Source organism: Stappia taiwanensis (genome assembly GCF_014635285.1).
Classification (GTDB): domain Bacteria; phylum Pseudomonadota; class Alphaproteobacteria; order Rhizobiales; family Stappiaceae; genus Stappia; species Stappia taiwanensis.
The window spans coordinates 483,277-497,198 of the sequence record NZ_BMCR01000002.1 but is presented as its reverse complement, the minus strand read 5'-3'; the positions used below and the strand labels follow the sequence as shown (position 1 = coordinate 497,198).

Annotated in this window: 9 protein-coding genes; all 9 read left to right on the top strand. The window is 64.2% G+C overall.

Annotation, left to right across the window (positions count from 1 at the left end):
- The first annotated feature begins 69 nt into the window (after positions 1 to 69).
- The 9 genes from IEV83_RS06100 to IEV83_RS06060 all read left to right on the top strand — a co-directional run bounded on the left by IEV83_RS06100 (position 70) and on the right by IEV83_RS06060 (position 13,910).
- Positions 70 to 1,158: an acyltransferase family protein gene (locus IEV83_RS06100; protein ID WP_181759328.1), complete on the top strand. Its 1,089-nt coding sequence runs from the start codon at positions 70 to 72 to the stop codon at positions 1,156 to 1,158.
- 269 nt (positions 1,159 to 1,427) lie between these two features.
- Positions 1,428 to 2,513 carry a DUF2336 domain-containing protein gene (locus IEV83_RS06095; protein ID WP_181759327.1) on the top strand — a complete coding sequence of 362 codons (1,086 nt, stop codon included), beginning with the start codon at positions 1,428 to 1,430 and terminating at the stop codon, positions 2,511 to 2,513.
- Between the two features lie 306 nt (positions 2,514 to 2,819).
- Positions 2,820 to 4,991 (top strand): mechanosensitive ion channel family protein, encoded by a 2,172-nt coding sequence (locus IEV83_RS06090; protein WP_181759326.1) that lies wholly within the window; start codon positions 2,820 to 2,822, stop codon positions 4,989 to 4,991.
- Between the two features lie 76 nt (positions 4,992 to 5,067).
- A complete protein-coding gene (locus IEV83_RS06085; RefSeq protein WP_181759325.1) occupies positions 5,068 to 5,649 on the top strand; it encodes a dihydrofolate reductase family protein in 582 nt (193 codons plus the stop codon).
- 64 nt (positions 5,650 to 5,713) lie between these two features.
- The gene (locus IEV83_RS06080; protein ID WP_181759324.1) at positions 5,714 to 6,724 is read left to right on the top strand and encodes an ArsR/SmtB family transcription factor; all 1,011 of its coding nucleotides are present in this window, start codon (positions 5,714 to 5,716) and stop codon (positions 6,722 to 6,724) included.
- Between the two features lies 1 nt (position 6,725).
- Positions 6,726 to 7,640: a methylenetetrahydrofolate reductase [NAD(P)H] gene (gene metF / locus IEV83_RS06075; RefSeq protein WP_181759323.1), complete on the top strand. Its 915-nt coding sequence runs from the start codon at positions 6,726 to 6,728 to the stop codon at positions 7,638 to 7,640.
- A gap of 7 nt (positions 7,641 to 7,647) precedes the next feature.
- Positions 7,648 to 11,379: a methionine synthase gene (gene metH / locus IEV83_RS06070; protein WP_181759322.1), complete on the top strand. Its 3,732-nt coding sequence runs from the start codon at positions 7,648 to 7,650 to the stop codon at positions 11,377 to 11,379.
- A gap of 160 nt (positions 11,380 to 11,539) precedes the next feature.
- Positions 11,540 to 12,157 carry an FMN-dependent NADH-azoreductase gene (locus tag IEV83_RS06065; RefSeq protein ID WP_181759321.1) on the top strand — a complete coding sequence of 206 codons (618 nt, stop codon included), beginning with the start codon at positions 11,540 to 11,542 and terminating at the stop codon, positions 12,155 to 12,157.
- Between the two features lie 673 nt (positions 12,158 to 12,830).
- Positions 12,831 to 13,910 carry a DUF2336 domain-containing protein gene (locus IEV83_RS06060; RefSeq protein WP_181759320.1) on the top strand — a complete coding sequence of 360 codons (1,080 nt, stop codon included), beginning with the start codon at positions 12,831 to 12,833 and terminating at the stop codon, positions 13,908 to 13,910.
- The last annotated feature ends 12 nt before the right edge of the window (positions 13,911 to 13,922 follow it).

Here is a 13,922-nt window from a genome sequence, read left to right as displayed (position 1 = left end):
GTTTTGGCCGCGACACTGGCCGCCATTCGCGACATTGGTTCTTGTCGCGGCAGGCGGGAGGCTGTGTCCATGGCGGTGAGTGAACGGCGACCGGGGCTCGATCTTCTGCGCGTTGCCGCCGTCGCGGCGGTTGCCTGGTTTCACTTCGCCTTCCGGATGCAGGTCACCGGCGAGGCGGGGCCGGCCGATTTCGGCGAACCGGGCGGTTTCGCGCGCTACGGCTATCTCGGTGTCTCCGTCTTCTTTGCCATTTCCGGCTATGTGATCAGCATCTCGACCGAAGGGCGTAGCGCCTATGGGTTCGCGGTCGCTCGCTTCGCGCGGTTGTGGCCGGGCTTCGTCGTCTGCATGAGCCTGACCGCGCTGGTGACGCTCTTGGTGCCCGGGCTCGGTTTTCCGATCACGGCCGCGCAGTACCTCGCCAATCTGACCATGGTGGCGCCGTTTCTCGGCCAGCCGTTCATGGATGGCGCCTATTGGTCGATCGTGGTGGAGATCCTGTTCTACGGCTGGGTGGCGCTGCTGATGGCCTTCGGTCTCTGGCAGCGCTGGCCGGTGGCCATCGCCATCGTCTGGCTGGTGATTGCCGCGCTCGACCAGGCCGCGATCGGCAGTGGCCTTCTGCGCAAGCTGTTCCTGACCGATTTCGCCGGGTTCTTCGTGTTCGGCATGATGTTGCGGGCGGCGGAACGCCAGGTGCCCGGCGCGCGGGTGGTGCTGGCCGCCGCGCTGGTGCAGGCGATCTCCGGCGGTGTGCTGTTCGCGGCGCGGTTGCCTGCCGTTTATGGCGGGGAGCCGTTCGATCCGCTGACGGTTGCCGGCCTCGTTCTGGGGGCGTTGCTGCTGTTGTCCGGATTGTCGCGCCTGCGCTTGCCGGACGGGGTGACGGCGGCCGCTGGCGTGGCCGGGCGGATGACCTATCCGCTCTACCTGCTACATCAGCACATCGGCTATGCGGCGTTTTTCCTGCTTGGGCCGGTGCTGGGCGGCGCGGCAACGGCAATGGCGCTGGCCGTGGCGCTGGGCGGTGCGGCGCTCATCATCACCGGGAGAATCGAAAAGCCGGCGGCCCGCGCGGTGCGGCGCGGCGGCCTGTGGCTGGGAGAGTGGGCACAGGTGCGCGCCGCGCCCCTGCTTGTGGTCAGGCGCCGCCGCTGAGAGCCTGCGCGAGCCCACCGGCGGCGCTCCTTCCGATGCTTTTGGTGCGGGGTGACCTGCCCTGGTTGTTGGTCAGGTGTCTCTCCGTACTTTTCCTTAATTCATTATCATTTTATGCAACTTTAAGAATATCTCTTCTAAGGGTGAGGTCAATTTTAAGTCTGATTTCATTTAAAATGATCGTTAAATTTCAGCTTCTCCTGTGAATTTTCATTCACGTGTTTTATGTAGTAATGACATTGTGATTCTTCGGCTCTCAGGATGATACGATGTCGAACCTACCTAATACGGAGTTGGTGAACTTCGAAGCGCTGGCGCGGGACGGGGATATGTCGCGTCGCAATGAGCTGGCGCAGAACGTTGCGGCATTGTTTTCGCTCACCTCGGAAAGTTGCTCCGACGAGCAGATGAGAATCTACGATTCCGTGTTGCACCGTCTCTCCGAGATGGTCGAGACGCAGGCGCGGGAATTCATGGCCCGGCAACTGGCCTCGCTGCGCCGGGCTCCGGAGCAGACCGTGCGCCGGCTTGCCGATGACGAAATCGGTGTGGCCCGTCCCCTGCTGGAGCGTTCGACTGTTCTGCGCGACCGGGATCTTGTGCAGATTGCCGAAAGCAAGGGCGATGATCACCGGTTGGCGATTGCCGCGCGCGAGGTGCTGTCCAAACTGGTCACCGATGTGCTGGTGAAGACCGGCAGCGCCGGCGTGCAGCGGGCGGTGGCCGCGAACGAAGGGGCGAGCCTGTCCCGCGCGGGTGTGGACCGATTGCTGGAAGCCTCGGGGCTCGATGAGGAGTTGCAGCTTGCGCTGGCCGGGCGCGGGGATCTGGGCGAGGCGGATATCGCTGCCCTGGCCTCCTTCGCCAGTGAGCGGGTGCGCGTGCGTTTGTTTGGGGGCACCGGCAAGGATGGTGAGGATGGCTTGCCGAAGGCGGCGCGGATTGCCGCGCAGCGTCTTTCCAATGACTATTGGCTGAAGCGCTACGATTTCGAGACCGCGATGGGGCGGGTGAAGGCCTTGGCTCGGGGAGAGGGGATCGACGAGGGGACCTTGCTGCGGTTCATTGACGAGGACCGGTTTGCCGAGGTGGTCGCGACCTTCTCGATCCTGGGTGATATCGGTCTTGAAGAGGCGATGCACTGGATGGTGCGGATCGACACCGATCCCTTCCTCATCGTTGCTCGGGCCTGTGGGCTTGCATCGGAAACTGTTCAGAAGCTTCTGGCGATCGGTCCCTGGCGGTATCGGCTGCCGGACGAGCAGCGGGAGCGGGCCGTCACCCGCTACCGGACACTCAACGCCAAGTCGGCCAGGCTGTTGCTCGACCAGTGGCGCGGTCGGATCGCCTGCTAGGGATCCGACTCATTTACGGGTCTGGCCCCGGGGGGCGCCTGCCCGATGTCGTTGAATATTCACACTGAAGAGCGGTCTGATAACCCTTTCTTCAGGCGTTTTTTCTACGCCTGACGCGACGGCGTGTGCAATACTGGATTGCAACGCCGAACGTTGGGGGTCGTCATGACATTTTTTCAGCACGTCTTCAGTGGCTGTCTACGCAAATTGCCGATAGCGGCGGTGGCGTTTACTTGCTCGCTTCTTTTCCTGATGACGACTGGCGGCCCCCTTGTGGCTCAGGAGGCGAAGGGCGCGGGTACCACGATGCCTGCACCCTCCATGCTCCCCGGTGGCGGCGAGCAGATGAAGCTCATTTTTCAGGTTCGGGACGCGCTGGAGGGCACCCTGCGATCCGCCGGGAACTTCTCGGATCTGTCGGCATCCGTTCTCCTTTCCCAGTCTCCCGATGGCACGCTTGGCTGGCTCGGAACGGTCGTTCTGGTGTTGGTCCTGTCGGCGGCCATCGGCCTTGCGGCGCTGCATCTGTGCGAGCGCTGGGCGCGGGCCCGCTTTCTCCGCCTCTATGATGCGGCGCCGCAGCACCGGGCGGGAAAGATCGGCTACCTGCTCAGCCGGGCGCTGAGCATGGGGCTTGGCGTTGCCGCGTTCGCGCTCGTGTCGGTACTGATCGCGCTCCTGCTCGTCTCCGGCCATACGCCGAGCAGGGTCTCGGTGTTTACCGGGCTCGAAGCGGTTCTTATGTTCCTGCTGCTGCGCATCGTCTTTCTCAATGTGCTGGCGCCAGACCGTCCCGCGCATCGAATGGTGGCGATGGGCGACCGGGATGCCCATGGCCTGTATCGCTGGCTGATGGGCGTGTCCTTCATCACCTTCGCCGCCATGGGCGTGTGCAACTGGATGGCGGCAATGGGCCTGGAGGCGAGTGCGCACAAGCTGGCCCTGATCGGCACCGTGACGCTGAGCTGCCTCCTGCTGGCCGTCGTCGTTGTTCTTTATCGCCGTCCGCTGGGGCGGCTCCTGGTGGGAAATCCGCACGCGGAGGCGTCGGTCATGGGTTGGCGCCGGGTGGTGGCGCTGCTCTGGTTGCCTCTGGTGCTGGTGTATTTCCTCGCCGCCCTTGCAATTTCGGTGGTGCGGGTGCTGCTGGACCAGCCGTCCGCGCTCGGGCTGGTCGCCGCGCCGGTGATGGCGGCGCTGCTCGGCAGCGTGCTCTACGGGGTCCTTGTTCTCTTGATCGACCGGTGGCTGCTGCCGCGCCTCGATACCGAGACGGCCCGCCAGAAGTTCGAGGCGGATGTCGCCCGCGCCAGCGAGACCGCGCTGGGCGAGGGGGAGGAGCCGTCAGAGGCGACACAGGCGGAGGCGACACAGGCGCAGGCACAGGCGGAGGCGCTGGATGCGGAAAACGCCCGCTCGCCCTACCGGCATTTGCTCGATCATGGCGCGGCCATTCTTTCCATTGCCGTGGCCGTCGGTTTCCTGTTGATGCGCTGGGGCGTTCCGCTGGCGGATGACCGGTTCCTGGTGGCCAACCTGTTCGAGATTTCGCTGGTGATCTTCGCCAGCTACATGGCCTATCACGCGGTGGCGATCACCATCGACCGGCAGATCGCCCGCGAGACCGGTGGCAGCAATGGAAAGCCGGACGAGGACACGGGGGAAGTCGGTGGCAAGGGCGAGACCCGACTGGCCACCCTGCTGCCGCTGTTTCGCAACTTCCTGCTGATCACCATTGTCGTGATTGCCGCCATGCTGGCCCTGTCGGAGCTGGGAGTGAACATCGCCCCGCTGTTCGCCGGTGCCGGCGTCGTCGGACTGGCGGTTGGCTTCGGCGCGCAGACCCTGATCCGCGACATCTTTTCCGGTGCGTTCTTCCTGTTCGACGATGCGTTCCGCAAGGGCGAATACATCGACATCGGCAGCGTCAAGGGGACCGTCGAGAAGATCTCGATCCGCTCCATGCAGCTGCGCCATCACAATGGGCCGCTCAACACGGTGCCCTTCGGCGAGATCCAGTTCGTCAAAAACTTCTCCCGCGACTGGGCGGTGATGAAGCTGGCCTTCCGGGTGACCTATGACACGGACGTGGAACGGATGCGCAAGCTGATCAAGAAGTTCGGCCAGGAGTTGCTCGAGCACCCCGACTACGGCCCGAAGTTCCTGCAGCCGGTGAAGTCGCAAGGGGTGACGGCGCTTGAGGATTCGGCGATGATCGTCCGGGTCAAGTTCATGACCCGCCCGGGTGACCAGTTCGAACTGCGCAAGGTGGTCTATGCCGGCATTCGCGACCTGTGCGAACGCGAGGGCATCCACTTCGCGCACCGGGAGGTGACCGTGCGCGTGTCGCAGGATCCGGACGATCCACGTCAGTTCTCCGAGGAGGAGAAGAAGGCGATCGGCGGAGCCGCCCTGCCGGTGATCGAACAGCAGCAGGCCGCCGGGCAGGCCAGCGCTGCGAACAACGATGGGCGATGACGGGCGCTGACCCGGCCGGTGGCGTCTCCCCCCGCACCGGTCGGGATGCCGGGGAAAGGGGGGCGGAGGGCTGGAAATGCGCAAGCTTGTCCTGTCGATGGTGATCAGTCTCGACGGGTTTGTCGATGCGCCCGGCGGCGAATTCATCGCACCGGACTGGTCGACGGATCTCGATGGCTGGACCGACAGCATGGTGGCGCGGTTCGATACCCTGCTTTATGGGCGGGCCGCCTGGGAGATGATGGCGGCCCATTGGCCGGCCGCCGCCCGGGAGGCCGCCGCCTCGCCGGCGCAGCAGCGCCTCGCCGCGTTCATGAACGCCTCGCGCAAAATCGTCTTCTCCCGCCGGCTGAAGGATGCTTCTGCCTGGGAAAACTCGTTCATCGCTTCCGCAAACCTCGCCGATACGGTGGCTGCGGAAAGGGTCAGGCCGGGCCGGGACATGGTGATTTTCGCCGGGGCAAAATTCGCCCAGACGGCCATCCGCGCCGGGGTGGTCGACGAATACTGGCTTCTGACCTTGCCCATGCTGTTCGGCGGCGGGTCCCGGCTGTTCGAAGGGCACTGCCAGCGCGAGCGGCTCGCCCTTCTGGAGGCCCGGTCGCTGGATACCGGGGCGGTGTTCACACGTCATGCGGTGGTGCGGCCGGAGAGGTGACGGGGTTGATTTCCCTTCAATTTAGGTATAAAGATATCTTTATATCTTCCTGAGGGGTTCTGAGATGAACACAGCACCGCTGTTGAGCGCGGACCAGTTGCTCGCGGGCCTGCGCACGGTCGGCGAGGAGACCCGGCTTCGCCTGTTGGCCCTGCTGGCCGATGGCGAGTTGACGGTCAAGGACGCGACCGCGATCCTCGGGCAGAGCCAGCCGCGTATCTCCCGCCATTTGAAGCTGCTCACCGAAGCCGGTCTGGTTCAGCGCTTCCCGGAAGGGGCCTGGGTCTACTACCGTCTTGGCGATGGGCCGATGGGCGACCTTGCCCGGTTGCTGCTGACCCGGCTCGATCCGGAGGAGGCGTTGTTTTCCGCCGACCGGGTGCGTCTTGCCGCCACGCGCCGGGCGAAGGCAGAGGAGGCGGCGGCCTATTTCGCCAATCGCGCCAAGACCTGGGATCAGGAGCGCTCGCTGCACGTGCCCGAAGAGGCGGTGGAGAAGGCGATCCGCGAGGCGGTCGGCACGCGCCCGTTCGATGCGATGCTGGATCTGGGCACCGGCACGGGCAGCCTGCTGTCTTTGTTCTCCGACCAGTATGCCCGTGCGCTGGGGCTCGATGCCAGCCATGACATGCTGGCGGTGGCCCGCGCCAATCTGGACCGTCAGGGGTTGCGGCATGCACAGGTGCGCCACGGCGACATCTATGCGCTGAACGTGCCCAAGGAGAGCTTCGACCTGATCGCCATCCATCAGGTGTTGCATTATCTCGATGACCCGGGCCGGGCGATCAGCGAGGCTGCACGGGCATTGCGCCCGGGCGGGCGGATGCTGATCGTCGACTTCGCGCCGCACGGGCTGGAATTCCTGCGCGATACCCATGCGCACCGCCGGCTCGGTTTCGCCCAGGATCAGATGCGCCGCTGGCTGCGGGAGGCGGGGCTCGATCTGGTGATGACCCGCGATCTCGTTCCCGACAGTCACGACAAGGAACACCTTACCGTCACCATCTGGCTGGCGCGCGACCCCAGGGTCGTCAGCGATTTGCCTGTTTTGAACCCAGCCCAAGAGGTTGCCTGACATGACATCCCCGGACAAGATCCGCCGTTTCGAGCTGGGCAACCCCGGCGCCGTATCCGTTTCCTTCGAGTTCTTTCCGCCGAAGAGCGACAAGATGGAGGCCAAGCTGTGGTCCGCCGTGGAGCGGCTGCAACCGCTCGATCCGTCTTTCGTCTCCGTCACCTATGGGGCCGGTGGGTCGACCCGCGAGCGCACCCATCGCACCGTGTCCCGTCTCTTGAAGGAAACGGCGATGGCGCCGGCCGCCCATCTTACCTGTGTCGGCGCCTCGCGCGGCGAGATTGACGAGATCGTGCGCGAGTATGCCGATCTTGGCGTGCGCCACATCGTGGCCCTGCGCGGCGATCCGCTGGAGGGGATCGGGGCGGTCTATCGGCCGCGCGAGGATGGCTATGCCTACGCCTCGGACCTGGTTGAAGGCATTCGCCGGGTCGCCGATTTCGAGGTGTCCGTGTCCGCCTATCCGGAGCGTCATCCGGAAAGCGCCGACTGGAGCGCGGAAATCGACAACCTGAAGCGCAAGGTGGACGCCGGCGCGACCCGCGCGATCACCCAGTATTTCTTCGACAACGACCTGTTCGAGACCTTCCTGGAAAAGGTGCGCGCCGCCGGCATCTCCATCCCGATCGTGCCGGGCATTCTGCCGATCACCAATTTCGAGCAGACCATGGTGTTTTCCGCCAAATGCGGCACCTCGATCCCGCATTGGCTGGCGCGCCGTTTCGCCGGGCTGGAACAGGACAGCGAGACCCGCAAGCTGGTGGCCTCGGCGGTCGCCTGCGAGCAGGTGCTCGATCTGGTCGACCGGGGCATCACCGACTTTCACTTCTACACCATGAACCGGGCGGATCTGACCTTCGCGATCTGCCACATGCTGGGCGTGCGCCCGGCGACTTCCGAACAGCAGGCGGCCTGAGACCATCATGACCAGCAAGACGACTCCCGCGCGCGCACTGACCGATGCCGCCCGCAACCGGATCCTCGTGCTCGATGGGGCGATGGGCACGATGATCCAGGACCTTCGCCTGGACGAGGCGGGCTATCGCGGAGAACGCTTCGCCGACTGGCAACAGGACGTGAAGGGCAACAATGACCTTCTCAACCTGACGCAAGGCCCGAGCATTCGCGATATCCACGTGGCCTATCTGGAGGCCGGGGCGGATATCGTCGAGACCAACACCTTTTCCTCCACCACCATCGCCCAGGCCGACTACGGCATGGAGGCGCTGGCCTATGAGCTGAACCTTGCCGGGGCGCGTCTTGCCCGCGAGGCCTGCGATCTGGTGACCGCCCGCGATCCCTCGCGCCCGCGCTTTGCCGCCGGCGCGCTCGGGCCGACCAACCGCACCCTGTCGATCTCGCCGGATGTGAACAATCCCGGCTTTCGCGCGGTGACCTTCGATGAGTTGAAGACCGCCTATGCGGAAGCGGTGCGCGGGCTGATCGATGGCGGCGCCGACCTTCTGCTGGTGGAGACGATCTTCGACACCCTCAACGCCAAGGCCGCGCTGTTCGCCATCGATGAGGTGCTTGAGGAAAAGGGCGTCGATCTGCCGGTGATGATCTCCGGCACCATCACCGACCTGTCCGGCCGTACCCTGTCGGGTCAGACGCCGGAGGCCTTCTGGTATTCGGTGCGCCATTCCAAGCCGTTCTCCATCGGCCTCAACTGTGCTCTCGGCGCCAAGGAAATGCGGGCGCATGTGGCCGAGCTGTCGCGGATCGCCGACACGCTGGTCTGTGCCTATCCCAATGCCGGTCTGCCGAACGAGTTTGGCGAATATGACGAAAGCCCGGAGGCGATGGCGGAGCTGGTCGGCGAATTCGCGTCGAGCGGTCTGGTCAACATCGTCGGTGGCTGCTGCGGCACCACGCCGGCGCATATCCGGGCGATCGCCGAGGCGGTGGCCAGCCACAAGCCGCGCGTTCCGGCAACGCCGGAGCGGCATATGCGCCTGTCCGGGCTGGAGCCCTTCGTGCTCACGCCGGAGGTGAATTTCGTCAATGTGGGCGAGCGCACCAACGTCACCGGCTCGGCGCGCTTTCGCAAGCTGATCAAGAACGACGACTATCCCACCGCGCTCGACGTTGCCCGCCAGCAGGTGGAGAGCGGCGCGCAGATCATTGACGTCAACATGGATGAGGGGCTGCTCGATTCCAAGGACGCGATGATCACCTTCCTCAACCTGATCGCGGCCGAACCGGATATCGCCCGGGTGCCGGTGATGATCGACAGCTCCAAATGGGAGGTGATCGAGGCCGGCCTGAAATGCGTGCAAGGCAAGGCGGTGGTCAACTCGATCTCGCTGAAGGAGGGGGAAGAGCCCTTCATCCAGCAGGCGCGTCTCGTCAAGCGCTACGGCGCGGCGGTGGTCGTGATGGCCTTCGACGAGACCGGGCAGGCGGATACCCTGCAGCGCAAGACCGAGATCTGCGCCCGCTCCTACGACATCCTGGTCAACAAGGTGGGGTTGGCGCCGGAAGACATCATTTTCGATCCGAACATCTTCGCCGTTGCGACCGGTATCGCCGAACATGACAACTATGGCGTCGATTTTATCAACGCCACCCGGTTCATTCGCGAGAACCTGCCGCATGCCCATGTGTCCGGCGGCGTGTCGAACCTGTCCTTCTCGTTCCGCGGCAACGAGCCGGTGCGTGAAGCGATGCACTCGGTGTTCCTGTACCACGCCATTCAGGCGGGCATGGACATGGGCATCGTCAACGCCGGCCAGCTGGCGATCTATGACGATCTCGATCCGGAACTGCGCGATCTTGCCGAGGACATCGTGCTCAACCGCCGGTCGGATGCCACCGACCGGCTGCTCGATGCCGCCGACCGTTTCAAGGGCAAGGGTGGCAAGCAGAAGGTGGTCGATCTCGCCTGGCGCGACTGGCCGGTGGAAGAGCGGCTGAGCCATGCGCTGGTGAACGGCATCACCGACTACATCGAGGCGGATACCGAAGAGGCCCGGGCCAAGGCGGAACGGCCGCTGCATGTGATCGAAGGGCCGCTGATGGCCGGCATGAACGTCGTTGGCGACCTGTTCGGCGCCGGCAAGATGTTCCTGCCGCAGGTGGTGAAGTCCGCCCGGGTGATGAAACAGGCGGTCGCCTATCTGATGCCCTTCATGGAGGCTGAGAAGAAGGCCAATGGCGGCGAGGGCCGCCAGAGCGCGGGCAAGGTGCTCCTGGCGACCGTCAAGGGCGATGTGCATGACATCGGCAAGAACATCGTCGGCGTCGTGCTTCAGTGCAACAACTTCGAGGTGATCGACCTTGGCGTGATGGTGCCGGCGGCGAAGATCCTGGCAACCGCCAGGGAAGAGCAGGTCGATATCATCGGCCTGTCCGGACTGATCACGCCGTCGCTGGACGAAATGTGCCACGTGGCCGGGGAAATGGAGCGGGAAGGCTTCGATCTGCCGCTTCTCATCGGCGGGGCGACGACCAGCCTGATCCATACGGCGGTGAAGATCCACCCGAACTACCGGCGCTCGCAGGCGATCTATGTCACCGACGCGAGCCGGGCGGTGGGTGTGGTCTCCAAGCTGGTCGGCAAGGAGCAGCGGGTCACCTATATCGATGAGGTGCGGGCCGACTATGCCAAGGTGGCGGAAGGCCATGCGCGCTCGCGCGGTGCCGCGCGCCGCAGCTCGCTGGCCCAGGCGCGGGAGAACCGGTTCCGTCCGTCCTTCGAGGCGTACGCGCCGCACGCCCCGAGCTTCCTCGGCACCAAGACGATTGCGGATGTTTCGCTGGAAGAGCTGGCGGCGGTGATCGACTGGACGCCGTTCTTCTCCACCTGGGAGATCAAGGGCACCTATCCGGCGGTGCTGACCGACAACCGCTACGGCCCGGCGGCCAAGGCGCTTTACGACGATGCTCGGCGGATGCTCGATGAGATCGTCGAAAAGCGGCTCCTGTCGCCGAAGGGCGTGGTCGGGTTCTGGCCGGCGGCGGCTCAGAACGATGATATCCTTGTCTATGCGAATGAGGAGCGGACGGAGCTGCGGGCGACCCTGCACACGCTGCGCCAGCAGATGAGCCGGGACGGCAGCGCCCGCGCCAATGTCGCGATGTCCGATTTCATTGCCGATGCGGAGAGCGGCGTGAAGGACTACGTCGGCGGCTTCGCCGTCACCTCTGGCCACGGCGAGGACGATCTTGTCGCCCGCTATGCAGCGGCTGGCGACGATTACAACAAGATCCTCGCCCAGGCGCTGAGCGACCGGCTGGCCGAAGCCTTTGCCGAGCGGCTGCATCAGATGGTGCGCACCGGTCTTTGGGGCTATGCGGCTGGCGAGGCGCTGTCGGTGGAGGATCTGATCGCCGAGCGCTATCAGGGGATCCGGCCGGCACCGGGCTATCCGGCACAGCCCGACCACACGGAAAAGCGGACGCTGTTCGATCTGCTAGGAGCCACCGAGGCGGCCGGCATCGAACTGACCGAGAGCTACGCCATGTGGCCGGGGTCCTCGGTCTCCGGGCTTTATTTCGCCCATCCGGAAAGCCACTACTTCGGTGTGGGCAAGATCGAGCGGGATCAGGTCGCCGACTACGCGGCGCGCAAGGGCTGGGATCTGGCCACCGCCGAGCGCTGGCTGGCGCCGATCCTCAATTACGAGCCGGCGCGCATGGAAGCGGCGGAGTAATCCACCGGCTCCATGTTTGAGAAAAACTCATGCCGCGCGGCGCGCCCGCGCGGCATGAAAACACCGTTCACGAAAACAGCCCTAATCCTTCGGCTCTTTCCATCATATCTCCATGTTCAGAGAACGGTGCCCGGTGCACCCCCTGATTGGAGATGTTGTGATGTCAAAGCCCCTGTCCATCCTGAAGATCGAATCCTCCGTGCGCGGCGGTGCCTCCGTCACCCGCCGTCTCGCCGATCGTGTCGTCGCCGATCTCTTGCGCGGTGCTCCTGACGCCACGGTGGTCACCCGCGATGTATCCGCCGGCTTGCCGCAAATCGATGAAGCGTGGGTCGGGGCCAACTTCACCGACCCGGCGGAGCGCAGCGCGGCGCAGAAAGAAACCCTGGCGCTTTCCGATGAGTTGGTGGAGGAACTGCGGGCGGCGGACGTTCTCGTCATCGGCGCGCCGGTCTACAATTTCGCCATCGCCTCGACGCTGAAGGCGTGGATCGACCAGATCGCCCGGGCACGGGTCACCTTCCGCTATACGGAGAACGGACCGGAAGGGCTGTTGACCGGCAAGCGGGCCATCATCGCCTTTGCCTCCTCCGGCACCGGGCTTGGCTCGGATGTCGATTTCGCCTCGGGCTATCTGCGCCATATCCTCGGCTTCGTCGGCATCACCGACGTGACCGTCGTGGCGGCGGACCAGATGCTGACGCTTGGAGAAACGCAGGTCGAGGCCGCTGAGCGGCAGGCTGAAGAGGCCGTTGCCCGGCTGCTCGCCGCAGCCTGAAGCCAGGGCGGCAGGGGGGCGAGCCGGGCATTGCCACCCGGCACGGTTCCCCGTACCGAATGGAAAATGCCCGAAGGCGCCTCGCCGCGTAATGCGGCGGGGACGCTTACCAAAGGGATGAAAGCGTTAGCGGGCTGTTGTTCTGGTTGACGCGATGAATTGCGTCTTAAAGAAGCCCGACGACAATTGCGCCCACAAAGACAAACGCGGCGCAGAACGCGATGAGATTCAGATTGCGGACATGTGACATGTGTTAGCCTCCCGCTATCTATCCACGGTGTAACTTTATGTTACCGGCGGCTTTCGTCAAAGCGAAAATAATGCTGCGCTGCGAAAAATGCACTTATTGCGTGTGAGGTGCGGCGGCGAGACTGTTGGTTTTCCGGGGGAAATGCCCCGTGCGTCAGACATGATTTTTTCTGCGGCCGAGGACCGCACGCAGGTCTTCGAAGACAGGGCAGGCCGATGGAATCGGTCAAGGGCGGGCGTTGCACCGGCGTGGCGAGACTCTGCCGCCATCCCGCCCGGCTTGGTTCGACGTTTGCTGGTCTGAAGCTGCGAAACGATGCCAGGCGACTGAAAGTTCTGCCTTATTTTCTTTAGTCATGAATTAACGAGACGGAAACTTACCCTTCGTAACATCGCCTGAAATTGAGAATGCAAGGGTGGCAAGATGAAGGTCAGTGAGCTTTCCGGGCTGGCGAGGGATGGGTCCGCGCAAAGTACGGCCGTTCTGGTTGCGGCACTTACGGATCTGTTTTGCCAGGCAAAAGAGGAAGAGCGGGAGCGGGTCAGCCAGCTGTTTGGTGAGGTGGTCGTCCGGGTGCTGGGTCGCCTGGAGGTTGCGGCGCGGGAAATCCTGTCCAAGCGGATCTGTGCCGATGCGGGGGCGCCCAAGGATCTGGTCTGCGCTCTGGCCATTGATGAGGAACTGACGGTCGCCGCGCCGGTTCTTGAGCAATCCCCCATTCTCGAGGACGATGATTTGGCGAAAATCGCCGGGTCCATTTCCGGCGGTCATCTGCAAGCGTTGTGTCGACGCAGCACGCTCAGTCGTGAGGTCACCCGGGTTGTGGCGCTTGCCGGGGAGCAGGAGGTCCTGCACAGCCTGACGCGCAATCATGCGGCGCATCTCGGCCCCAATTCCTTCGATCTTCTTGTCGCCCGGTCGCGCAAGGATGAGGAACTGCAAATCGCCCTGAGCGAGCGGGCCGACCTGCCGGCTGCCGCTGCGGAGCGGCTGGTGCCGTTTCTGTCCCGCGAGCTGGCGCAGCGGATCAAGGACCTTGGCGACAATGAGGTTCTGGTCAAGGCGATTGCCGAGCGTGCGGCACGCGAAGTCGAGATTCAGCTTCGCGAGTTCAAGGGGGCGAAATCGAAGACGGAACAGCTGATCGACGGGGCGCTCGCCGGCAAGGTGCCGATCGCGCAGATTGTCACGGCTTTTGCCGAGAAGGATCGGGCCTTTGATCTGGGGCAGCTTCTTGCGCGCAAGATCGGCTGGCCGGACAATGCGGTCGTCTCCCTCGTTTTCCGCGAGGATGACCAGCCCTTGATGCTGCTGTGCCGTTTCGCGAAGGTTTCCAATGAGGCCTATGAAAAGGTGGTGCGCATGCGCGCCAAACGCATGCGGCTCTCCTCTTCCGCCTCACGAGAAGCGCTGCATCGCTATAACCTTTTGACGGAGGAGGCGATGCGCCCCGCGCTCAAGGCGCTGGCGCTCAAGATGAAGATGCCCACGCCGAAAGTCTGAGCCCCGCGCGTT